This window comes from Ruegeria sp. C12 (assembly GCF_056537745.1).
In genome coordinates this window covers 264,239-285,378 of the sequence record NZ_JBQFSA010000008.1, presented here as the reverse complement: position 1 = coordinate 285,378, position 21,140 = coordinate 264,239, and the positions used below count along the sequence as shown (strand labels likewise).

Genomic DNA, 21,140 nt, shown 5'->3' with positions numbered 1-21,140 from the left:
TCCAATTTTCTCATATTATTCAACGTCGTATCATGTCCTCGCAATCAAACGCGAGGTGTTGAAAATGACCACGATAACAGCAGACCGCCTGCTTTCAGACAAGCAGACAGCCGCCACTCTGGGTGTCAGTGTCGCTACGGTATGGCGCTGGGCTACAGCGGGGAAAATCCCGAAGCCGGTTAAACTGGATGGAGCCACTCGTTGGGTGCAGTCCGAAATTCAAGGCGTAATCAAGGAAGCTAAAGCGCAGCGTGAGGCTGCTGCCGCGTAACGAAAACCCGCGCACCATGGGCAAACATGGGCACGGGCCATTTCGTTTGACAGTCATTCCAGCGACTAAGCGAAATTTACCGTGTTCCGCCCGAAAGCGCAAGCTTGAGGAAGCGAGCATGACCCTGAAATATCACTCAAACCACTGGCAACCTGATCCGTCCGAGCAGTTCGGATCGATGCCGGTTCTCCCCAACAACGACAACACACCGCCGCGCCATTTGCTGCGCGATTGCCCGATTGTGGCGCTGCATTGGTTCGGCGTGGATCAGGAGGCAGCACAATGACAGCAGCAACCCAAACTACCCCGACAAAAGAGCCGCACGATACCTTGTATGTACAGCGCTGGGCGGATCTGAACACACCAACCGAACCGGCGGAATTCGAGGTCACGAACGCATCCGGCGAAAGCCACGTGATCCATGTGGATAGGAACATGCGGCGCGTGTTTGAAACCCTGACAAAGCGGCAAATCTACTGCGCTTCGCGGTGCCGGGTTTCTCATTACATACACCTTCTGCGCCACGAAAAACGCGTCGAGATTGAGACCGACCGTTACAGCAACGACGCCGCATCCGGTCGCATGAGCTACGGCGTGTTCCGGTTGGTTAGCCAAGTCCGCCGCGTCAAGCCGAGCGAGGTGCAGTCATGATTACCATCCAGAAAAACACCCAAGAGGAAATCCGCGTCTCACGCGACGAATTCAAAGGCCGTGATGTGGTGAACCTGAGGGTTTGGTATCTCGCGCAGGATGGGGAAAAGCACCCCACTCGGAAAGGGTTGGCGTTCAGCGCCACCCTGCTTCCCGACATTCAGCAAGCGCTGGCTGAAATCGATCAGGAAGGGGGTGCATCATGAGCCGCCCGGAAATCCAAGTGGACAAGTACGGAACAGACCTGTCCGGCGAGTCCTTCGACTTCATAGCAACCCCGCAGTCCGTCGCTGAGGGTCTGATGGTAAACGAGGCCGTCACATTGGTTTACCCCGATGGATGCCGCCAGATGGCCACGCGGGCGCGGATCACGCAGAAAGGAATGGCCCGCCTGCGCCAAGAGATTGGGGGTGAGCAATGAACGCCAGCGACCTGACATACAATCTCGGCGGTGTCTGGCGTAATGGGCGGGGTTCAGCACCCTGCCCGGTTTGTCAGCCCGAGCGCCGCAGGGATCAGAACGCACTGTCCATATCGGAACACGACGGCAGGCTGCTGTTGTTCTGTTTTAAGAATCGGTGCGACTTTCGAACTATTGCCGAGACCGCTAACGTCCGTGCCAGTTCGGCGCGGATCGATCCTGTCGCGCAGCGGGAAGTTGAGGCGAAACGCAAGGAATACGAGGAGCACAAGCTTGGGCAGGCGCGCGGCCTCTGGGAGGCGGCAGTACCCATCAGCGGCACAAAGGCTGAAAAGTACCTTAGGGCGCGAGCTATCACATGCGAAATGCCTCAATCCTTGCGGTTTGTTCCTGACATTCATCACACGCCGTCAATGACATGGTGTTCAGCGATGATTGCAAAGGTGGAGCCGACTGACGGGGTTCACAGAACCTTCCTGTCAAAGAAAGGCCAGCGCGTCACCAAAACCCCAAAGATGATGTTAGGCCCGACCTCTGGTGGCGCTGTGCGTCTCTCTGAGGCAATCGGCCCCTTAATCCTCTGCGAGGGTATCGAAACCGGATTGAGCTTGATGTCTGGCCTGCTGGATGGCCCCGCCGCCGTCTGGGCCGCGCTTTCAACCAGCGGAATGAAATCGGTGCGATTGCCGCACAGGCCGGGAGAATTGGTTGTCGCAATGGACGGGGACGACGCAGGCCGCGAAGCCGGTCACAAGCTTGCTGAGCGCGCCAATGCCCTTGGGTGGCACGTATCCACGATGTGCGCGCCAAGTGGAAAAGACTTCAACGACGTTTTGCAGGAAGGGGGCGCGATATGACAGTGATCCAACCCAAACCATTTATTCAAGAAGGTCCGCAGCCTCTGCTGCGGGAAATACCCCAAGGCGCTGACTATCCCGTTGACGCACTGGGGCCACTCTCAGGGGCCGTAAAGGCCGTTCAGCAGGCAACGCAGGCACCCCCGGCTATTGCGGCTCAATCAGTCCTATCTGCCGCGTCTTTGGCGGTGCAGGCTCATGCAGACGTTGAGACCCTGGCCGGGTTCTCGCCCACGTCCCTATTTTGCCTGACGGTGGCGCAATCAGGAGAACGGAAAAGCGGGTGCGATAAGCTGGTGATGAAAGGTTTGCGTGAGTACGAGCGCGAGCAATCCAGTGAATACACCGAAGCCAAGGCGGAATGGTCCCTAGCCCATAAACTTTGGAACGCAAAGCGCGACCGGTTGTTGAAAGAGGCGTCAGGTAGCAAGCCGGACAAAGCTGCTGCTGCCGAGGCCGATTTAAAGGCAATGGGGGCCGAACCGGAGCAACCGCTGTCCCCGAAGCTGACAGCATCAGAACCAACACTTGAAGGATTGGTGAAACTCTACCTCGTGGGCCAGCCCAGCCTTGGCTTGTTCTCGGATGAAGGCGGCGGGTTTCTGGGTGGCCACGCCATGAACTCGGACAACCGCATGAAAACCGTTGCCGGGCTTTCCAAACTCTGGGACGGCGAACCACCTGACCGTGTTCGTGCAGGTGATGGGGCGGTTACCCTGTACGGGCGCAGGCTCGCAATGCACCTCATGGTTCAGCCAATCGCTGCGCGACCCCTGCTTTCAGACCCGATAGCATCTGGTCAGGGGTTCTTGGCCCGATTCCTGATAACTGAACCGGTTAGTAATATCGGCGGGCGTTTGAACCGCCCTGACGTGCGTTTAGCGGATACCGCTAGTTTAGCAATGTCGGGACGGCTGATTGAGATACTGAGCCAGCCAAAGCCGGTTGACGAGGACAAGCCGCAAGAGTTGCAGCCGAGGGCATTGCACCTTTCCTGCGGGGCGAAAGACCTTCTGTTTGAATACTATCGGGCCACAGAACTGGCACAGGGCAGCGGCGGCGACTTCGAGCATATCAAATCCTTCGCGTCCAAGTCGGCAGAACAGGCCGCGCGGATCGCCGGGGTGTTGACACTCTGGCATGACCTGAACGCGCCCCAAGTGTCCTTAGAGGCCATGGCAGACGCGATTCAGTTGGCGCAGTTCTATCTGGGTGAAGCCAAAAGACTGGCAGAGGCGGCAATGATAACTGAGCGGGTTGAACAGGCCGAGCAGTTGCGGCGCTGGATGCTGGATTGCTGGCCGGACAGGGCGCGAGCACTGGGCCGAACGCCGCAATCCGTTCTGCCGGGTGATGTGGTTCAATATGGGCCGAACTCGTTCCGAGAAACCCGCAAGGCCAAAGAGCTACTGAATGTGCTGGCTGACCATGGTTGGCTGCACCAACTTGAGGCCGGAACCGTCATTGATGGCGCAAGCCGGAGCCTCGCCTTTAACATCGTTAGGGGTGAGAAATGACATTCTTTTTCGATACTCAGGCCGCAGTGGCAAAAATCCAAAATCAGAGGGGCACCCCTGCTAAAACTGCTAATCCCGCTAAACAGGATGCTGAAACCCGGCCCCATTTAGCGAGTTTAGCGGATTTAGCAGCCCCTACCGGCCAAAACGCAGAAAATCGGGTGACTCAACTCGCGCCACCCGAACCGCCCCGAACCGCCCCGTCACAGCCCCCAAATCTGGGGCCAGTACCTGACAAGGTTGGTGTAGGTGGCAGGCCCGTCACTTGGACCGGCAAAATCGTCAGTCTGGAGGATTGGCGCAACCTGTCCGATTGGGAGCGGCATGGTCCAAACGGGCGCATGTGGAACGGCAAAACCCAACAATGGGAATATGCAGATGAATGATAACGCAGACAGGATTGAGTTGAGCGGCGGCACAATCGTCGGCGGGTCCGATGACGGCAATACCGTCTATTTTGTATCGCTCAGCAAGGACGGCGCAGAAATGCCCCTGTGGGACGGCCCCAGCTACGGTGCTGCGCTGCTTCAAGGACAGCTTTGCTCTGCCGTTTTTGAATTGCCGTTGGTCAACACAGCGGAGGCCCAAGCCGATGGATGATCCCCAGTACCTACCACCCGATGAGGCCAGGAACCTGCTGGCCGGTATCCTGTTGGACTTCGCAGAAAGCGGGGCCGATGACCTTGTGAAGTACCTGCAACACACCGGCTTTGACGTTGCCGCAATATCCAGCACCGATGAACTGTTGCCCGCCTTCTGGGGGCACTACCGGATCGGGCAAGGCACCTATGACACTGACGCCGCCCTACGGCACCTGATGACGTGGCCACCTATCGCAGCGGCGATTTTCAAACAAATGGAAAGCCGAGGTTTAGCCAAATGATTTGTGAAGCTGCTGAACAGTCGAGGATAGGCGATTTCAACACATCGGGCCGGGGCTGGGTCAATGTCTGGGGCTATCGGGTTCGATTGGACTTCACCCCCTGCCATCTGGGCGGCAAGCGGGCTTGGTTTCTGTGCCCCTCATGCGGGCGGCGGTGCGGTGTGCTGTATCCCGTGAACTGCCGGGTGTGTCTCGGCCTGCGGTATAAGTCGGAAGTGCTGGGCGTACAGGATCGGGACTATAGACAGGCGTTCAGGGTTCGTCGGCAACTCGGGCAGTCTCATGGTGGGCTTGAGCAACCATTCCCCGCAAAACCTCGGCTCATGCGCTGGCACACGTACTTTAGGATTCGTCGGCAGGCTATGGCGCGGGAGGCCCGGATACTCGGCAGGCTGTCCGCAGGCATCCCTTATGGGGTCAGGCAACGTGCCGGTTTATCGGAGGCGGTCCAGTGCAAAATGTAGGTTTATCTCCGGTCAAACGCGCGCGCGTGGGGATGGGGTCTTATTCGGAAGTTTCGGGACCAATACGCGCGGGCACACGTGCGCGTGAACGTGTCTTACAGTTCTGCCGGATTTGTTCATGCGGTCCATGGGCGCACAAGGATAGAGTTACCAGTACGCGCAGGCGTGTATGTCTCTTACTGAATTGCCGGAAATTTCAGGCGGTCATGAGGGTTTGCCGTATTTCTGCGCAGCACCCGCGCGCACGTGGAGGGGTGTTACCCTGCCGTATTTTGCCACCCCCTAAAAAGAGGGCTTTGCAGTGAATGTCACCGGATCTGATATCAAAGCGGCCCGCAAGGCCAGAGGGCTGAACCAGACGGAACTGGGCAAGCTGGTGGGCTGTGGCAGGCATGCTGTCTCCTATTGGGAGAACAAGCCGCTTCTAAGCCGTTGGGGCGCATGCGCGAAGATGTGTGAAGTTCTGGGCATTGCCCTGCCCCGCTGGACAAAGTGGCCGCAATTCCGGGATCGCCAGCAAGAGGCCATGGAGCGCAAGGTAGAGGCTGAGCTACAGCGCCTCAGACAGGCCGAGGAACGGAAGAAAGCCACTCAGCGGGTGGTATGTGGTGCAATGACCCGTAAAGGCCGTCCCTGCCGCGCTAAGTCAGAGCCTGGAAAGAACAGGTGCCGGTTTCATGGCGGCATGTCCACAGGCCCAAAGACCGAGGCCGGGAAGCAACGGATAGCCGAGGCGCAACGGCAGCGCTGGGCTGCGTATCGGGAACAGAAGGCACCCTAAGAATACCCTAAGGCTCTCTGCGCCCCAATCGATTGTTCCTCTGTACCGCAAATCAACTCGTGCAGCGTTGCAACTACTACATGCACCTTTTTGTCTGATATTCGGTAGTAGACTTGCCTACCCTCGCGTCTTTCTGAAACCAATCTCGATAAGCGTAGCCGAGCCATTTGTTGCGATATAGCCGTTGGTCTTGCTCCGAGAGCTTCATGAATTTCAGTGACGGTCATCTCCCTTCCCATCAGCAGACAGACAATTGAGAACCGTTGGTCATGCGCCAGAGCTTTCAAGAAGTCCGTGGCCTCCTGAGCCTTCTTATCGACGCTTTCCGCCGAAATACTTTCCGATTTTCTATTCACAACACCTATCCCGTTGACTCTGCCTCCATGAACCCCAGAGCACCTTCGTTGTTTAGCACTTGCAGCACGGCTTCCAAAGCTTCCCCATCAGAGCCGAACTTGTCATCCCAAACGTAACAAGCTTCCTTATAGTCCACGACTTCCAAAGTCCACTTGGCTTGGGTCTCCAGGCGGTAGACTTCGATTTCAAAACGGTAGCCGTCGACTACAACTGTTTGGCACTTGTCGGACATTACCAGTTTTGGCTCATCAATGTTCATGTCATCGCCTCTTCAGTGCAAAGCTGAATAATCCAGCGCACTTCAAATTCATTTCCCGCTAGAACGCTGGTCGTTGTTTGCAGCCCGCAGGTAAGGCTTTAGCCATGCAGCGGGCAACCAGTTGTCAAAGTCAGCGTGACGAACCTTGAACACTGCCGCTCCATCTCGAAAGATTGGGCCATCTACAATCGTGCCCACGTCGCTCTGAGTATTGTCCGGGAAAATGGCAATCACCTTGTCACCGACTTTCATTGTCCCTCCCTCAGTTTCAGGCGCTCCGCCATGCGAACTATGTTGAGGCCATAGGCTTGAGCTTTCTCGCCCAGCTATCCGCGTATTCTTGCAGCGTATCAGCTCGCTTGTCATGCATCGCCATCAAGGCACACGCCGCCCACATTGCGACGTCACGTTCGGCGTCCTTGCTTGTCAGCAAGCAGGAGAATGCAGTCGCGGTGCCTGGCGTAGCTGGTTTGTGTTGCACGCGGCCCTCCCTGCCATTTCGCGGCAGTTCGGGATCAACCGTGCTTGCTGCCGAGCCCTCATAGCACAAGACATCCCAAAATTGATACCGCAAACAGAGTGCATCGTACCCTTCCTGCGTGCATGAGAGCTGGCACTGAAAAAATGGGGGAAAATTGCACTGTTGCATGGTGGCAAATCTGTCCACCAAACACTCGGGCGTTCCCGTCCCGTTCTTGCTTTTTGTGGGGTATTATGATACCTCTACACTAGGCAAATAGGGGCAGAAAATGGAAGCACAGCAGGCACAGGCGGACACGCCACAGGGAAACCCAGACGGGGGCATTCGCAGCGCCACGCTGCACGACCTGCCGCGCATCCTTGAGTACGGCCAAAAGTTCCACGACCAAGCAAAGCAACCGTTCCCGTTCGACCGTGAGGCTTCGGAGCGGTTCGCACGTGTTCTGATTGAGAACGCCGACGCAGAAATCCTTATCAGTGACTCCGGCATGATTGGTGGGGTGCTTACCCCGGCTTACTGTGCCCCAGAGTGGAAGATGGCAGTCGAGTTGTTCTGGTGGGCGGAAAGCGGCGGTCTGAAACTCCTGAAAGCCTTTGAGCAATGGGCCGCTGACGTGGATGCAAATGAGGTTCGGATGACCTCGATTGCAACTCTTGAGCGCGCGGACACCCTTCTAAAACGGCTGTCCTACGCCCCGATTGAAATCAGTTACAGGAAGATAGTCTAATGGCGGTAGGTACAGGTGGGGCCATCCTCGGCGGTGCAGCCCTTTCAGGCATTGCGGGGGCGAGCGCGTCCAGCAAAGCAGCACGGGCACAACAGCAGGCAGCAGACGCGCAGGTTGCGCTTGAGCGTGAGATTTACGAGGACACCAGCGCTAAGTTCGCTCCGTTCTATGACACGGGCTTGGATTTTCAAAACGCCCTGCGCTACGAGCTTCTAGGCGGGCCTCGGCCTACTTTCGGCGGGTATCGTCCCGGCATTGAAGAAATTTCGGAACGGCGGCAGATTGGCGGGTTAAATAAGCCCAAAAAGACGGGCTGGCGCGACATTGACCAGCAACGGCTTGAAAGGTGGAAGGAGCGCAACAGAAACGGCCTTGGCGCGACCTATCGTGACGTTACCCGCTACAGTGTCGGTGGCAAGACCTTTGACACCCGCGAGGCTGCACAGGCGTACCAGAAGAAAGTCTCTCGCCCCGGCCAGAAATACCAAGGTTTCCAAGCCACGCCCGGTTACAACTTCATGCTGGAGCAGGGGCTTGATGCCATCGACGGCAGCGCGGCGTCACGCGGCAATGTGTTTTCCGGCGCAACCATGAAGGCAGCGCAGAATTACGGCACCGGGCTTGCAAATCAAGAATATGGCACGTTCCTGAACCGCCTAACGGGGCAAGCAGCAAGTGGACAGGCGGCAGCGGGCAATATAGCAAACGCAGGGGCCAACTATGCCTCTGGTGCGGGCAATGCTCTTGCAGCGGCAGGCAACGCGCAGGCAGCGGGCTATATCGGGCAAGCCAATGCCCTGAATGGGTTCATCAACAACGGGATCAGCGCGTTTGGCTTCATGAACCAGCCGCAGGCTAACACAAACTTCGCGCCTACCAATTCTCTCCGGCCCGTAGCGAGGCCGTTCTAATGGGTTGGCTCAATGACTATACGGTAATTGTTTACGGTCCTGCTGACGCGGGATCGGAGGCAGACAGCGCGCCTAGTTACTCTGAACGCCTAAGCCCGGAAGTCCAAGACATGCTGCCCGCCGCCCGAGAGATATCAACGGACAGCCCCGAGTTTGAAGAACTGTGCGAGTCGCTGAGAAATTGCAGCACTTGGCAGTTGATTTCCAAGCTCAACGCTGAGCGGGCGGAACATGTCCGGCAAATGGCTGCGCTCAGAAAGTGGATTGCAGGCGGACGGAAAGGGCTGCTTGCACCCGAACTCAAAGCAAAATGGCTAGAACTGGCTCTTGAGCATGACGGCATTGAAGCCGCAGCCCGTGAAATGGATCGACTAGCCGCTCACAAAATGCCGGAGGTATTGCAATGACCCAGCTAAACCCGAACATCATCTTATCGCTACAGCAACCGAATTTCACAAATGCGCTTGCGCAGGGGCAAGAGCTACGCGCACGGCAGGACCAGTTTAGCCAGCAGAACGCCCTGCGGGACGTCTTTCAGACCCACGGGCCTAACATCCTGGCCGGGGATCAGGACGCACTGAACGTACTGTCTCAGCATAGCCCACAAATGGCGATGGACATTCAGGGCCAGCATCAAGTGCAACGGCATAGGGCGCAGCGCGAGGAATACGACCGGCAAGCAATGGAAATCCGGGTTCGTGAACACTTGGCCAAAGTGGGAGCGGATGAGGCTGCAAAGGATTTGGAACTTGTCCGTCAGGGTATTGCAGAGGCGACGATTTACGCTGAACGGGGTGACCTGCAGGGCGTCAATGACATCCTGCAACGTGTCGGTGATGAACCGATCCAAAGCCTAGATGAGTTCCCGATGCGGGTCGTCCAGTTTTCCGACGCCACCGAAATCATGGCAGACTATCTGAACCCACCGCAACCAGCCGATGAATATGGCCGCTACGTGCAGGAGGAACAGGCCGCAGGGCGCACCCCTCTGAGTCGTATCGACTACGCACAGGCGAAGAAGGGGCAAGGCTTCAACGTCACCACCACAGACGGTACTTCGATATCGTTTGGCGGCGCTCAGCAAGGGCCAGGGTTCGGCACCAAGGCCACTAATGAAATTGAGGGCCGTATCTTGGACTCGGGCGCAATGCTCGGGCGACTGAACGACACGCGCGATTTGTTCAAGCCGGAGTATCTGGAATTTGAAACGCGGATCGGAGCAAAAATCGGTCAATGGATGGATAAGGCCGGTAGGGCCACGCCTGAGCAACAAGAACTGGTTGCAAACTTCGCACAGTTCAAAACAGAGGCGTTCAACAACCTCAACACCAGCCTGAAAGAACTGTCTGGTGCCGCTGTGACGCCGCAGGAAGCCACGCGACTGAACGAACAACTTCCCAATGTGGGAACAGGCGTTTTCGACGGGGATAGCCCGGTAGAGTTCCAAGCCAAACTTGAACAGTCGATTATTCAGCAGCAGCGGGCCGTAGCGCGGTACAACCTGTGGCTGGCGACAGGGCGTCAGGGCAAGCCATGGGATTTGGGTTCGCTGGATGACGTCGATAAGATGATAAACCAACGCGGCGCGCAGATTGAGGAACAACTGAAAGCCAACGGGATTACTGATCCTGCGGTTCTCAAGCGGCAGGTGTCTATGCAACTTCGCAAGGAGGTGGGGTTCTAATGTCTGGATACGATTACGCCTCAGAAATATTCGGCACCAAGAAGGCAGCGACAGACGCGCCGATGACTGACTATGCCAGCGAGATTTTTGGCCTCAAGCCGGAGCCGCCCGCCGAGGCCGAAGGCGTTCAGCGAAATGCGGACGGCACATACGGCACACCACCGGAGGGCATGATTTTCAACCCCGACACGGGCCAAATGACGGATCGTGCGCTTCTCACGGAACACCACCGTCAAACAGGCTCACAGGGCGGCGCTGTGGCTCGTATGGCCCCACATGGTGCAACGCTGGGGTTGTCAGACGAAGCGGTCGGGCTTGGGTCTCTGGTACGCGGTCCCAGCGCGGCAGCATTCGCCATGGAAAACGAGCGGGCCAAGATTGATGCTAATCGCAGCGAATACCCGGTTACGTCTTTTGTTTCCGAAGCTGGGGGCGGCATGGCGGTACCTGCGTCCATTCTCGGAACCTCGGCAAAGGCGGCAACCACTGGGCAGGCGATAAAGCGCGGCGCACAAGCTGGTGCCGTCACAGGTGGAGCCTATGGGCTAGCAGAGGGCGAAACCGCACAAGGCCGAATAGCTCGCCTCCCCGGCGGCCTCATTGGCGGTGCTGCTGGTGGCGCTGCGTCGGTGCCAGTTGCAAAGGTTGTAAGCTGGGCTGCGCAGCGTATCGGCCAGCCTGTTGCCCGCCTGTTCTCGGATCGCCGTTATTACAGCGAAGACGGCGGGATTTCCCCGGCTGGACGTGATGCCCTCAAGCAGCTTGGATACGAAGCTGACGAAATCAGCGATGCGTTTGCCCGCGAGTTCTCCAAGGGCATTGACGAAGGTGTAGACCCGACACTTGCGGCCCGCGCGGCTGAAATGGAAGAATTTGGGATCGATGCCTTCAAGCATAACGTCACAGGCGATGTGAATGACTTCGCGGACTTCGAACGCGCCCGGCGCGGTGTTGGTCCTGATGCGGTTGTTTCAAAGGCCCAGCGGTTGGGGGATCAACAGGACATGGCCGCACGTCGCGCAGTGGATGGTGTAGCCCGTGAACTGAGCGATGGGTTGCCAGGTGACCAGTTAGACGCCGCACAAGCCGTCACAGCCCGCCTACAGACTATGAGCGAAGCCGAGAGAGCCGCCGCACAGGCCGCGTACAGGGCCGCAGACGATGCCGGGGTGTCTGTGCCCGGAAATGTCGCTAAGGGCGTCGTACAGCGCGTACAGGGCCGTCTGGCGGATGAAGAGATAGACCTGACCTCGGATATCTATTCAAACGCCCGAGCCTACATGTCCCGCCTTCAAAAGCGTGGCGAAGGTGACGGCGGTGTATCTCTGCGCCTGATTGAAACATTCAGAAAGGATCTGAACGCTTCGCTGCGAAAAGCCAAACCCGAAGACAGGCGCGCCCTGTCTATCATCAAATCCGAGTATGACGACTGGGTTGATGATGTGGTCACGGCCAAGCTGTTTGACGGCGATGAATCTGGGTTCGGGGATCTGAAAGAGGCCCGCAGACTTTGGGCGCAATACTCGGCCAAATACAAAGGCACGGATGCGGGTTCGCGGTTCTTGCAAGATATGATTGACGCAGACGCCAGCCCGGATCAGGTCATGCGCTGGATGTTTGGCGCTTCCAAGCTGGGGAACGGCAAAATGAATGCGCCGCTGGCTGCAAAACTGAAAAACACTCTGGGTAAGGAATCCGACGAGTGGAACTTGGTTCGGCAGGCCGCATTCCGGCAATTGACACAGAAGCCAGGAACAGAAACGCCCGGCGCAACTGGCCCGATCCCATGGGGTCCGCAGAAGGTATCTGAGAACATCCGGTCCTTCTTCAACAGCCCCCAGACAAAGCCACTGGCGAACGTCCTGTTTACCCCGAAGGAGCGGGGGCAGATGATCCGGCTTTCAACCGCTCTTAGCCGCATGGTTCCGCCTCGTGGGGCCGTGAACTACAGCGGCACGGGCTACGAGAATGCCAGAATTGCCAAGAAGATGTGGCAAGGCGCTTTGACGGTTATCGGCTACAAGGTTGGTGGCCCTGCTGGGGCAGCTGCGGGTCATGCGACGGCGAAAGGTGCAAGCAAGGGCGCAGGCTGGCTGCAATCCAAGAAGATTGGGCAGAAGGTGAGGGGCGAAAAAGGTATCGGGCCTGTCGCCACTGGTGCCATCCCCGGCGCAAGTGCTGGCGGGTTCGCGACGGACACCGCTACCAGCTTATTGTACCCATACCAGCAAGAATGAGGGTGCCGCCTACAAATGCCACGAGAGCGCCCATCATTACCGCTAGATTGCCGTCGCCCCGGTTCCAGTGGGCGATGGTACTCTTGGCAAAAAAGACAACCAGATACGCAATCAGAATGCCTGCGGCCACTTCAAGAGCTAATGGGGGATCGGCTGAACTCATGGCCTCAAACTAAGCGCCGATGCGCCTCACGTCCAGATAGGAGGGTTGAACATGTCGAATGAAACCAAAATCTGCGGAGCCAACACCCGAGACGGTATGTGCATGGAGGCACCTGTACCGGGCAAGGCGCGCTGTCGCCTGCATGGTGGCCTATCAACGGGCGCAAAGACTGCAGAAGGCCGGAAACGACAGTCCGAGGGCGCGAAGGCGCTATGGGCTGAAAGACGCCGCCTGATGACACTCGGGCGTGAAATGGAACAGGCCGCGACCTGAGTTTTCCGACGCCATAAAAAGGGAGCTGGGCCGAGGGGAGTTAAACCGGAAAGCCCAGCAATATCAAAGGCAGTTCCCGGATAAGGTAACAGGATAAATGACGGACAGGGACAACAGCACAATCTGGGTAGAGGAACTGAACCCGCCCCATGTTCGCATGGGCTTCACCCACTACCCTTGGCAGAACTCAACCCGGATCGCTGAGCGGGCGAACAAGCTGGCGCGAAACTATTCCCGAGGCTGGCACTGTGCATACTGCGGTGAACTCATGCCTGAGTGGAAACGTGTAGACGCCAAGTATTGCAAGGAAGGCTGTCGCAAGATGGCTGCGCGCAAACGGCGTCTAAAGTAGAGCGAAATAGACAAGTCCTTTCCTCAATGCAGGAAAGGGAAATTGCCTCAGTGATACGTCACATCTTAATCGTTCTTACCGACTGAATTGTGTAGGTCGCATTTACGCCTGGCAGATTTACAGACCAATTGTTCCCGCCCTTATTGGTAATGTCTATAGTCCGACCAGTAAGTGGGTCTAGCGCCACAATGTCTCCGTTTGCCTTTAATCCGACAGCAAGCATGAAATGCCCTGTCCCAAGCTTCTTGCTATGCCCCTGTAAAATTACGGGATTACCAAGATTGAATTCTCGCTGAAAAAGCTGAGGAGAAGGGGGCAACCCCCTCCCAGTCTCGCCGACAAAACCGGCAGCCCCCTGAGGCTCCACCCAAGTCCCGGGTTGACCAATTCGGTAGCCGCTGTTTCCGCGCGCATGCTCAATCATTGCATAAACAGTTGCCAAACAAGTCTGAGTGTAACGCCTTACTTGCTTTCCATTTGCGTCGGTGGTCCATCCGTTGGCCCACTTCTTGTCAACGTAGAGCTTGGTATCGTTGCGCTTCGTTTGGCGAAGGCCGGTAAATGTTGCCCCGGAACGAACCCACAGCGTAGGACCAGACTTGGTAGACAGTTTGGTTGAAAGGCTCTGCTTAGTTTTGTGCGTGCTGGGATGGCAGCTACCGTGAGCCCAAACAGATGAAGAAAACAACAACGCAATTAAAACAGTGAATATGCGTAACACGGCGCGGTACCCCCTAATACGTACTAAACCAATATCATAAAATTCACATTCTTGCACGCCCTGCTAATAACTTGAGTCTCCCCCAAATATGCCCGCCAGGCACAATTAGGCGGTTCAGACGCACGCTGAGCCTGTTTGCCGCCCTGTGGCCCGCATATCTCGTCTGAGAGGGTGTCGATACTAACGATACCCTTGGGGTTCGATTGGAACGTTGCGAGCGCTCGCAAGTTAGGCAGGCGGATTTTCCGCGCGCGCGGAAGTTTCAACTTGAAAAACAATCAAGCAATTCAAGACAGGGTGTTCCGACCCTGGCCCGGCATCCTGTGCAGGGTTCGCGTAGGTTCACGCCACCGTGGCGCAAACCCCGAATAGCAGAATAGCAGGAATAGCAACGGCGCAGGCAGTTTCTACGCAATACGCGCGCGAAGCTGTCAGACTTTGGGACGGCGCATGATTCTTGCATCAAATGGCCACTAAGCGCGCAATCAATGCACCCTTGCGGCAAAAAGGTGACGCTCAATCACCTTTCCGCAGGTTCTCGCGTGAATACAGGTGGTTGCGCATTTTAAAATGGGGGTGCGCAAAGCTGAGCATACCCCCTATGTGCCCCGCCGCTGGCGGATGGCCCTGCACCGGCTGCGCCCGGAGTGGGGCTTCCTATTGGAACCTCCTAATTAGGGGATCAGATTTTGCTTATGCTTGGATACAAGACTGTTTGGTTCTCTAGCTTGGGTTCCGAACCAATATCCGCCCACCTACGCGCTTTGACTGTATTCGCCTCGTTCGAACCCAGCGACTGACAGTGCCCTCAGACCTTCTAACCAGCTTGGCGCATTCCTGGACAGTTATCCACTCGTGCCGAACGGGGTTCAGTAGCTGCTGAACTGCCCTCTCAATGCGGTTCAGTTGGTGTTCCAACTTCTCGATCCGCGCTGCGTCGATTGCGAAATATACAACATCACGTTCCTGCAAGCCGTCATCCTCCCAGTCGATCCCATGTAGCAAAAGTAGCAGATGTAGCAGGGGGTAACCGTCGAAACTGAGTTTTTCCGTTTAGCGGTTTTAGCGAGTTTAGCAGGCCCCTACCGTCGATTTCGGTTATTCGACCAACTAACCACTAGCGCTCGGCGTATTCTTAAAGCAATGATGACGCCATGAATTTGAGCCGCGTATTAGAACTAATGCCCAGCCTGGGTAACGAATTGGTCCCACAGGGAATTGTTGACGAGGGTCGTATTTTTGCCCTGGGTTCATTCAGCAGCGCAAACTTGGATCATGCGCGTGTGGTCAATGTGCTTGAAGGCCTCAAGGATCAAGTACTCCAGCCTTTCGGGCTGCACCCTTGGGCGTTTGTTCTAGACTACTCAACCTATGAAGTGGATGGTGTAGGTAAGCCGCTGTCCATATTGGAAGTCGTCAAACCTCAAAGCGACGGCAGTATTGTCGTTAACCAGTATTTGCTGATGCCGAAGCGTGTTCCGCTCGTGGCACAACTGGTGTTCCAGCACACAGAAACCGGCACACAAATTACTGTCACTAAATCCGAGACTGGCGCTCACGACGTTGAGGAATTGGCAGCAATGTCGAACTACCCTCTTGCAGTCGCAATCCTGAACACTCGCGGTTGCCGGATCGACTTGAAGCGCACACCGAGCATCAAGAACGCGAAGCGAAAGAAGATTGGGAAAGCCCCTATACCGGCGCACTACAACGCCGATGCAAAAGAATATCTTACGGCCTTAAACTCTTCGAGGCGTGGCATGGATCGCGGTAGTGCTGGCAAACGTGCCAGTCCTATTCCCCACATAAGACGCGCTCATGAACGGGTCTATTCTGATGGTACGCGCATAATTGTTCCGCCAACTCTTGTGAACGTGCGAAGCGAGAATGACATTTCTTTTGTAGAACTTAGAAAAGCTTACCCTCGAGTTACGTAACCGCCATCTACGGACAGATGAAACTTGTGACCAAACTACTGACCATCGAACAAGCCAGCAAACTGCTGAACGTGCCAAAAGGGTCGCTGCGCGCTGCCGCCGAGGAACACGGGTTTCTGGTTCGCATAGGCCGAGCCATTCGCATCGACCAGGACCAGCTCGGGGATCTGGTTGAGAAGTGCAAGGTTCCACCGATTCAGCGAACAGCCCAGCAGACCCGGCCTGTGCGATACTACGAAGATGAACCCGTGACGATCCGCTTTACCAAAGGAGCGGAGGAACTAGCCAGAGAACTCAAGAAGAAAGGCCGAAAGACCTCGAAGTAAAGTGTACTATTACCAATTTGATAAACGCACAGTCAGAGCAAAAGGTATTTTGAACTAATTGCGAGGGTAGGTTTCAGGTGTGTTTTCGTTCTTCATCTGTCGCCCATTCCTTAGCGAGCTTCTCAAAGTTTTCGTATATTTTCGCGTTATGCTCTTGTTGGTACACAGCCACAAAGTCTTTGACGGCCATCCAGTCTTTGATGACGGTAGTGCGATACCAGTCTTTGTATATATCTCCATCATAGGCGTTCTTTTTTATGCCAATGGCGACCGCCTCATACATGTTTAGTATGAACCTAATGTCTGCGGCCTCTTGAGATGCCAGCTTCTTCTTAGCTGCCCACTGTTGTAGATTCCCATCTTCTTTGATGGATACGAACCGTTGACGTGCCTCAAGCATGTCGCCATCAGTTTGACTGAGAACTATTAGGTCTAAAATTGCCTTTCGTCTTGAAATCGAACGGTTAGTCAAAATCAAAAACGCAACGCCAAGCGCCGAAACTACGATGGCCCCAGCCTGAATGCCGGGGCCAATCCAAGGGCTAACTTGGGTTGCTACCGCCGCAGCAGTATCAACACCCATTTTTAGTTAGCCTCCAAAACCCTCTCTAAGAAACTTCATCGTTTGCCTCCTTAAGCATGGGTCTAGTGGTGCATAAATGGTGTGCCGATGCAATCTTGACAAATCACATTAGGTACCTAGTGCGGCAAAATTAGTCCCAAAACGTTAAATTTCCATGTTTTCAGTATTAAATTCACGTTCCAGCACAGCGCTTCACACTTTCGTGCCCATCACTTTGCAAGATACATCGGCGACGAATCGGCTTCTTGGATGGGTATTTTATGCACTAAAGGTGATGCGCAACCGTTTACGTGTCAGGCCGCACCTTATCCTGTTGTTTCATCAAAGAAAACGAGCAATCAGGCTATCTCCGTTTGGGCCATGCTTTCGGTGCTATCTTCTCAGCCCCGAACAACTCGTCACAATGAACTCCACCCCAAGCCTCGTCGGCGTCTCTGGTGCTGTCATCTTCGTCCACATACGACAGACTATCAGCATAGGCATCGAGGTCTAGGATATCGTACAACCTATTCGCACCACATACCTTTACTGGAATGCCCAATGTTTGAAGCTTAGAGGCAGAAACCCCAAGGTAATGGGCGGCTGCCTTCGCCTGCATTAGGCGGGGTGGAAACTGGAACGTCACTTTAGAACCTGTCTTTTGGTTTGCCAATTCTAGACGGAGGCTGTCTCAAGCGCTTGTCGATGGTCCTCTTTAGCGGCTTGTATTCGGCCAACGCTTTTCGGCCTTGGTCCGTGATGCAGTACCTCAGGGTATCGTCAATAAATCCCTCAGTGAATCGCGCAATATAGCCCCGGCGCTCTAAAGCGCTCAGCGTATCTTCTGACACACCGTGTATCTGGGCCGCGTACTCCCAACTAAGAATAGAGAGCTTCTTTAGCGCCTTTACGTCAATTGGCCTGAGTACATCAGTCATCCCTGTCGCCTTCAATCACTGACTGTGCTTTCGCGCAAAGGGACCGAAGCGCAGATTCATTGCATCCACAGCGAGTTCCTCCACAAAAACAATTGTTTTAACAGGCGGCAGATGTTTGCCAAGACTTTCGCTTCCGTCAATGTCGTCCATCAAAATTTCAAAGGTTCGAGACACAACCAAGTAGTTGTACTTCACACCTCTCCACTCCACGTTCATCCTGTCGCCCGGTACTGGAGCCGTGGGAAGTTTTAGGTCGAACAGGAGCTCGTCCTGCGACTTACCTGCAGGCACAAGCCTTACATATTGCTCCAGCGTTGTAGAACTATCCATTCAATCCGCCCCGCGCCTTTCTGGTCCTGATATTCGGGGCGGGTTCTTTTCGCAGCGCTACGCCAGCGGCAACCCCGTTTTCTGGCGTGAACACAACGCCCTCTTGCGTCAGTACGTCCCGCAGGGCCTTAGTGGTAGCCATTTGGGCCTGAAGAATACCCTCCATGCGTTCAAGGCGTTTTATCGTATCGACCGATACCCCAGATAGCTCTGCCAATTCCGCCTGATCCATTTTTAGAACTGCCCTTGCGGCCCGTAGTTGCTCACCTGTTTCCATTTCATTCCACCTAACGTGTAAATAATTGTGCGATAGGTGTTGACACCTAACGCGCTGCCTATTACACCTAACGTGTAATTACTTACAGCACAAGGTAAGGGTTTCCAGCATGTACAACCGCCAGAACATCATGAACCGCGCTTGGGCCATTATGGCAGGACGCAAGTTTCACCGGGTTATCTGGCGCAATGCACTGTGGCTGGCGTGGGATGAGGCGAAAGAAGCCGTACGCCGCGCGAATATGACTGAGGCGGACCACATCCGCGAAGCCATGAACCTGCTGGACAACAAAGACACATGGACGGACGCGGACTATCGCAAGCGTGACGAACTGGCAGCGGCTCTTGAGGCCGCGCTGAACCACGAGGCGCAGGCAGACGCATACGCTGAAAAGCGCGCACTGATTGCCGAGGCAAAAGGCCGGTTCGTGTCTGTCACCTTCACCAAGAAGGACGGGACGGAACGCACCATGCGCGTACAGCCCGCAACCCTGCGCCAGCACATTAAGGGCGATGCAGCGTCAGAGGCCGCACGTAAAGCCATTGAGACGCGCGCACGTCGCCACCCGCACCTGCTGTCAGTCTGGGACACTGAGGCACAGGCCCCGCGCTCTGTGAACCTCGCAACCGTGTCCCGCATCGCGGCTGACGGCCACGTTCACACCTTCGCGCACTGAAAGGGGAAGCGATGAAAAGTAACCACGAAATTATGACGGACGTAACCACGTTGGCGGGCCTTTCGAATGCGCTGTACCGCCTGACGTGGGAAGGGCCAGACCCTGAAACATGGGGCGCAGTAGATGCGCTGGTCCGCACCATCAAAGCCAAGTCGGCAGAGCTTACCGCAGACCTCGCGAGCCTGCCGGATGAACCCCAACTGAAAGGAGTAGCGAATGATTGACCGCCGCACACTTATGCAATGCGCCCCGCTGGCTTTGGTCGCGGGCACCGCATCAAGCGCAGCCGAGTCCGACCCCCACCATGCGTGGGTGGCCCGCTGGGTTGAACTGCGCGAAGAAATGAACGCGCACATCTGGGATTTGGAGGATGATGATCCCCGCTGGCCCGAAGTCCAGAGCCTTGAAGAACGGGTAGCCCAGACGCAGGCCCGGACTGTGCAGGGCCTGATTGCGCAAATGCGTATGGCCACACACCCGGACTACGGCTTGATTGACGGCTCTTACGCGCCGGTGCAGCCGCAACTGCTGGAGTCCATTGCTGCCACCCTTCGGGACATGGCGTGAAAGGATAGGAGTATGAACAACATTCACCGCCGCACACTGCTGAAATCGAGCCTACCGGCCCTGGCTGGGTCAATGGCTCTGGGGGCTGTCATGGATACAACCGCAATCGAACAACTCTATACCCGCTGGGAAAAGGCCCAAGCCGAATACGAGCGGGTCGCCGCTGAGCTTGACGCCCAACTGTCTCAGGAACAGGAAACGGGCGTTGTCTCTGGCCAGAGCGTCAGGGAACGTGAGCAGGAGGTTGTAGACCCGGCCTATGCCGCCATGGCTGACCTTGAAGATGAAATCATGTCCTTGCCCGTCAAAGGGCCGCGTGACCTCGCAATCAAGGTTGTCATTGCCCTGCGGGTTGAGGACGCCCACGACGCAACCCAGTACCGCAGGCTGCATTCTGACGCCTCGGGCCTGCTGGCATAGGAGGAAGCCCATGGAACAGCACACTCTCTCGGATCTGAAACTGTGGCACAGAGAGCTAAAGTTTGCGTCCACCGAACTGTGGGAGCTTTGCGAGCTTGGCAAGATGAGCGATGCAGGCCATGAAATAATGACCGACCTGCTATTCAATGAACGGCAGAAGGTTTACGGCATCGCCTGCCGGAAGGTCGCCACCACTGCCGAGGAACTGGCCGCACAGTTTGATATATTCACTCTTGAGGCCGTTCAGGACAGGGACATTATCAACATGTCTGACGACCACCATGGGCAAATGCTGCGTTCGATCCGCGCCGGTATCAGCGGGCTATCGGGTCAATCCAAAGACGTAGACATGGAGCAATTCTGGGCCAACTACGAGACCCTTGATGAGGCCGGAAAGCAACTGGTCTCTGATACGGCCAGCGCTCTGCGTAGTGCTGCGCCAGCCCTCGAGGCCGCCGGATAAATAAGTTCTACTGGTGGCGGCAAGCGATTGCCCCGCCAGAACACAGGCACTCTGAAAGGCAGTTATATGGATAGGCGTTACATCAAAGACTTTCTCTTTCGACTGACCCGGCCTGAGTTCTGGTGTCAAAAACACCCTACTAACCACGACTACAGCGACATGTTAGAGCGGCAGATAGACCACTGCGCGCCTGTTGAGTTCGAGAGTGAATATGTTGCCTTACTGGGGGGCGTACGGCTTTGGGTGTCCCCGGAGACATACCCTTATTCTTTCGGCCATCAGTACCCGTTTGAAAAGGCTTTCATGCCGAGCGCCCGCGTTAGGGAAAAGCTATTGCGGTATCTGGAAGCAAGCGCCAATGCAGAAGTCGGTAGAGTTGTAGCTACGGGCGACGTGAACCCATGGGCCGACACAGATGAGCAACAGCACCTGCTACACTGAAAGCAGTGTAAGAAATCGCGCCATTACGGAAACTATCGGTGAAAACCTGACTGCCGGGCAGGTTTAGGCCGCTGGCCCGAATAGCAGGAATAGCGGGAATAGCAGCCCTACCCTAGTTCACAGAAATTCGACGCTCCGCCAATATTTGCTGCACAGCGTATCCTCAACTTGAGGAACCGGCCTGCCATTTAAG

33 protein-coding genes are annotated in these 21,140 nt (G+C 55.9%); 24 read left to right on the top strand and 9 right to left on the bottom strand.

Annotated elements, in window-relative coordinates; all coding sequences use genetic code 11:
• The first annotated feature begins 64 nt into the window (after positions 1–64).
• From ACR0C9_RS17015 to ACR0C9_RS16965, 11 genes are all read left to right on the top strand, one after another.
• Positions 65–271 carry a helix-turn-helix transcriptional regulator gene (locus ACR0C9_RS17015; RefSeq protein ID WP_480781535.1) on the top strand — a complete coding sequence of 69 codons (207 nt, stop codon included), beginning with the start codon at positions 65–67 and terminating at the stop codon, positions 269–271.
• A gap of 118 nt (positions 272–389) precedes the next feature.
• Positions 390–557, top strand: a complete 168-nt coding sequence (locus ACR0C9_RS17010) for a hypothetical protein (protein ID WP_480781534.1) — start codon at positions 390–392, stop codon at positions 555–557.
• Positions 554–922 carry a hypothetical protein gene (locus ACR0C9_RS17005; RefSeq protein WP_480781533.1) on the top strand — a complete coding sequence of 123 codons (369 nt, stop codon included), beginning with the start codon at positions 554–556 and terminating at the stop codon, positions 920–922. Before ACR0C9_RS17010 ends, ACR0C9_RS17005 begins: the two co-directional genes overlap by 4 nt.
• Positions 919–1,128, top strand: coding sequence for a transcriptional coactivator p15/PC4 family protein (locus ACR0C9_RS17000; RefSeq protein WP_480781532.1), 210 nt, complete (start codon positions 919–921; stop codon positions 1,126–1,128). The genes ACR0C9_RS17005 and ACR0C9_RS17000 overlap by 4 nt, the downstream gene beginning before the upstream one ends.
• On the top strand, positions 1,125–1,343 hold the full coding sequence (locus ACR0C9_RS16995) for a hypothetical protein (protein ID WP_480781531.1): 219 nt from the start codon (positions 1,125–1,127) through the stop codon (positions 1,341–1,343). The genes ACR0C9_RS17000 and ACR0C9_RS16995 overlap by 4 nt, the downstream gene beginning before the upstream one ends.
• The gene (locus tag ACR0C9_RS16990; RefSeq protein ID WP_480781530.1) at positions 1,340–2,200 is read left to right on the top strand and encodes a DUF7146 domain-containing protein; all 861 of its coding nucleotides are present in this window, start codon (positions 1,340–1,342) and stop codon (positions 2,198–2,200) included. Before ACR0C9_RS16995 ends, ACR0C9_RS16990 begins: the two co-directional genes overlap by 4 nt.
• Positions 2,197–3,717 carry a YfjI family protein gene (locus tag ACR0C9_RS16985; RefSeq protein ID WP_480781529.1) on the top strand — a complete coding sequence of 507 codons (1,521 nt, stop codon included), beginning with the start codon at positions 2,197–2,199 and terminating at the stop codon, positions 3,715–3,717. Before ACR0C9_RS16990 ends, ACR0C9_RS16985 begins: the two co-directional genes overlap by 4 nt.
• Positions 3,714–4,103: a hypothetical protein gene (locus tag ACR0C9_RS16980; protein ID WP_480781528.1), complete on the top strand. Its 390-nt coding sequence runs from the start codon at positions 3,714–3,716 to the stop codon at positions 4,101–4,103. The genes ACR0C9_RS16985 and ACR0C9_RS16980 overlap by 4 nt, the downstream gene beginning before the upstream one ends.
• Entirely contained in the window at positions 4,096–4,317 is a 222-nt protein-coding gene (locus tag ACR0C9_RS16975) for a hypothetical protein (protein WP_480781527.1), read from the top strand. The genes ACR0C9_RS16980 and ACR0C9_RS16975 overlap by 8 nt, the downstream gene beginning before the upstream one ends.
• Positions 4,310–4,600: a hypothetical protein gene (locus ACR0C9_RS16970; RefSeq protein WP_480781526.1), complete on the top strand. Its 291-nt coding sequence runs from the start codon at positions 4,310–4,312 to the stop codon at positions 4,598–4,600. The genes ACR0C9_RS16975 and ACR0C9_RS16970 overlap by 8 nt, the downstream gene beginning before the upstream one ends.
• Positions 4,601–5,365: 765 nt before the next feature.
• Positions 5,366–5,845 carry an HGGxSTG domain-containing protein gene (locus ACR0C9_RS16965; protein ID WP_480781525.1) on the top strand — a complete coding sequence of 160 codons (480 nt, stop codon included), beginning with the start codon at positions 5,366–5,368 and terminating at the stop codon, positions 5,843–5,845.
• Here the strand turns inward: ACR0C9_RS16965 and ACR0C9_RS16960 are convergent.
• Genes ACR0C9_RS16960 through ACR0C9_RS16950 form a run of 3 tightly spaced genes read right to left on the bottom strand, consistent with a single transcriptional unit; the run spans position 5,842 to position 6,713 of the window.
• Positions 5,842–6,201 (bottom strand): ArsR/SmtB family transcription factor, encoded by a 360-nt coding sequence (locus tag ACR0C9_RS16960; RefSeq protein ID WP_480781524.1) that lies wholly within the window; start codon positions 6,199–6,201, stop codon positions 5,842–5,844. The genes ACR0C9_RS16965 and ACR0C9_RS16960 overlap by 4 nt on opposite strands.
• A gap of 5 nt (positions 6,202–6,206) precedes the next feature.
• Complete coding sequence (locus ACR0C9_RS16955) at positions 6,207–6,461, bottom strand: hypothetical protein (protein WP_480781523.1); 255 nt, start codon at positions 6,459–6,461, stop codon at positions 6,207–6,209.
• A gap of 48 nt (positions 6,462–6,509) precedes the next feature.
• Complete coding sequence (locus ACR0C9_RS16950) at positions 6,510–6,713, bottom strand: hypothetical protein (RefSeq protein ID WP_480781522.1); 204 nt, start codon at positions 6,711–6,713, stop codon at positions 6,510–6,512.
• Between the two features lie 497 nt (positions 6,714–7,210).
• On the opposite strand from ACR0C9_RS16950, the gene ACR0C9_RS16945 reads away from it, so the two are divergent.
• From ACR0C9_RS16945 to ACR0C9_RS16925, 5 genes are all read left to right on the top strand, one after another.
• Positions 7,211–7,669 (top strand): hypothetical protein, encoded by a 459-nt coding sequence (locus ACR0C9_RS16945; protein ID WP_480781521.1) that lies wholly within the window; start codon positions 7,211–7,213, stop codon positions 7,667–7,669.
• Positions 7,669–8,580, top strand: coding sequence for a hypothetical protein (locus ACR0C9_RS16940; protein WP_480781520.1), 912 nt, complete (start codon positions 7,669–7,671; stop codon positions 8,578–8,580). Before ACR0C9_RS16945 ends, ACR0C9_RS16940 begins: the two co-directional genes overlap by 1 nt.
• Before the next feature lie 110 nt (positions 8,581–8,690).
• Positions 8,691–8,987, top strand: coding sequence for a hypothetical protein (locus tag ACR0C9_RS16935; RefSeq protein ID WP_480781519.1), 297 nt, complete (start codon positions 8,691–8,693; stop codon positions 8,985–8,987).
• Positions 8,988–9,187: 200 nt separating this feature from the next.
• The gene (locus ACR0C9_RS16930; protein WP_480781518.1) at positions 9,188–10,264 is read left to right on the top strand and encodes a hypothetical protein; all 1,077 of its coding nucleotides are present in this window, start codon (positions 9,188–9,190) and stop codon (positions 10,262–10,264) included.
• Complete coding sequence (locus ACR0C9_RS16925) at positions 10,264–12,501, top strand: hypothetical protein (protein ID WP_480781517.1); 2,238 nt, start codon at positions 10,264–10,266, stop codon at positions 12,499–12,501. Before ACR0C9_RS16930 ends, ACR0C9_RS16925 begins: the two co-directional genes overlap by 1 nt.
• On the opposite strand, the gene ACR0C9_RS16920 is transcribed toward ACR0C9_RS16925, so the two are convergent.
• Entirely contained in the window at positions 12,467–12,664 is a 198-nt protein-coding gene (locus ACR0C9_RS16920) for a hypothetical protein (protein WP_480781516.1), read from the bottom strand. The two genes, ACR0C9_RS16925 and ACR0C9_RS16920, sit on opposite strands and share 35 nt — an antisense overlap.
• A gap of 51 nt (positions 12,665–12,715) precedes the next feature.
• On the opposite strand from ACR0C9_RS16920, the gene ACR0C9_RS16915 reads away from it, so the two are divergent.
• A complete protein-coding gene (locus ACR0C9_RS16915; RefSeq protein WP_480781515.1) occupies positions 12,716–12,937 on the top strand; it encodes an HGGxSTG domain-containing protein in 222 nt (73 codons plus the stop codon).
• A 410-nt stretch (positions 12,938–13,347) separates the two neighbouring features.
• Here ACR0C9_RS16915 and ACR0C9_RS16910 read toward each other — a convergent pair whose 3' ends face one another.
• Positions 13,348–14,010, bottom strand: a complete 663-nt coding sequence (locus ACR0C9_RS16910; protein ID WP_480781514.1) for a cysteine peptidase family C39 domain-containing protein — start codon at positions 14,008–14,010, stop codon at positions 13,348–13,350.
• Positions 14,011–14,733: 723 nt separating this feature from the next.
• Entirely contained in the window at positions 14,734–14,928 is a 195-nt protein-coding gene (locus ACR0C9_RS16905; protein ID WP_480781551.1) for a helix-turn-helix domain-containing protein, read from the bottom strand.
• Positions 14,929–15,164: 236 nt separating this feature from the next.
• On the opposite strand from ACR0C9_RS16905, the gene ACR0C9_RS16900 reads away from it, so the two are divergent.
• Both ACR0C9_RS16900 and ACR0C9_RS16895 read left to right on the top strand, forming a co-directional pair.
• Positions 15,165–15,947: a hypothetical protein gene (locus ACR0C9_RS16900; RefSeq protein WP_480781513.1), complete on the top strand. Its 783-nt coding sequence runs from the start codon at positions 15,165–15,167 to the stop codon at positions 15,945–15,947.
• A 17-nt stretch (positions 15,948–15,964) separates the two neighbouring features.
• On the top strand, positions 15,965–16,273 hold the full coding sequence (locus ACR0C9_RS16895; protein ID WP_480781512.1) for a helix-turn-helix domain-containing protein: 309 nt from the start codon (positions 15,965–15,967) through the stop codon (positions 16,271–16,273).
• A gap of 73 nt (positions 16,274–16,346) precedes the next feature.
• On the opposite strand, the gene ACR0C9_RS16890 is transcribed toward ACR0C9_RS16895, so the two are convergent.
• The 3 genes from ACR0C9_RS16890 to ACR0C9_RS16880 form a co-directional block, all read right to left on the bottom strand.
• Positions 16,347–16,856: a DUF4760 domain-containing protein gene (locus ACR0C9_RS16890; RefSeq protein ID WP_480781511.1), complete on the bottom strand. Its 510-nt coding sequence runs from the start codon at positions 16,854–16,856 to the stop codon at positions 16,347–16,349.
• 932 nt (positions 16,857–17,788) lie between these two features.
• Entirely contained in the window at positions 17,789–18,103 is a 315-nt protein-coding gene (locus ACR0C9_RS16885) for a hypothetical protein (RefSeq protein ID WP_480781510.1), read from the bottom strand.
• Positions 18,096–18,380: a helix-turn-helix domain-containing protein gene (locus ACR0C9_RS16880; protein WP_480781509.1), complete on the bottom strand. Its 285-nt coding sequence runs from the start codon at positions 18,378–18,380 to the stop codon at positions 18,096–18,098. The genes ACR0C9_RS16885 and ACR0C9_RS16880 overlap by 8 nt, the downstream gene beginning before the upstream one ends.
• 109 nt (positions 18,381–18,489) lie before the next feature.
• On the opposite strand from ACR0C9_RS16880, the gene ACR0C9_RS16875 reads away from it, so the two are divergent.
• Genes ACR0C9_RS16875 through ACR0C9_RS16855 form a run of 5 tightly spaced genes read left to right on the top strand, consistent with a single transcriptional unit; the run spans position 18,490 to position 20,506 of the window.
• A complete protein-coding gene (locus ACR0C9_RS16875; protein ID WP_480781508.1) occupies positions 18,490–19,056 on the top strand; it encodes a hypothetical protein in 567 nt (188 codons plus the stop codon).
• A 32-nt stretch (positions 19,057–19,088) separates the two neighbouring features.
• The gene (locus ACR0C9_RS16870) at positions 19,089–19,280 is read left to right on the top strand and encodes a hypothetical protein (protein ID WP_480781507.1); all 192 of its coding nucleotides are present in this window, start codon (positions 19,089–19,091) and stop codon (positions 19,278–19,280) included.
• Positions 19,273–19,623 carry a hypothetical protein gene (locus ACR0C9_RS16865; RefSeq protein WP_480781506.1) on the top strand — a complete coding sequence of 117 codons (351 nt, stop codon included), beginning with the start codon at positions 19,273–19,275 and terminating at the stop codon, positions 19,621–19,623. Before ACR0C9_RS16870 ends, ACR0C9_RS16865 begins: the two co-directional genes overlap by 8 nt.
• Before the next feature lie 12 nt (positions 19,624–19,635).
• Positions 19,636–20,043: a hypothetical protein gene (locus ACR0C9_RS16860; protein ID WP_480781505.1), complete on the top strand. Its 408-nt coding sequence runs from the start codon at positions 19,636–19,638 to the stop codon at positions 20,041–20,043.
• A 10-nt stretch (positions 20,044–20,053) separates the two neighbouring features.
• Positions 20,054–20,506 (top strand): hypothetical protein, encoded by a 453-nt coding sequence (locus ACR0C9_RS16855; protein WP_480781504.1) that lies wholly within the window; start codon positions 20,054–20,056, stop codon positions 20,504–20,506.
• Positions 20,507–21,140: the final 634 nt, after the last annotated feature.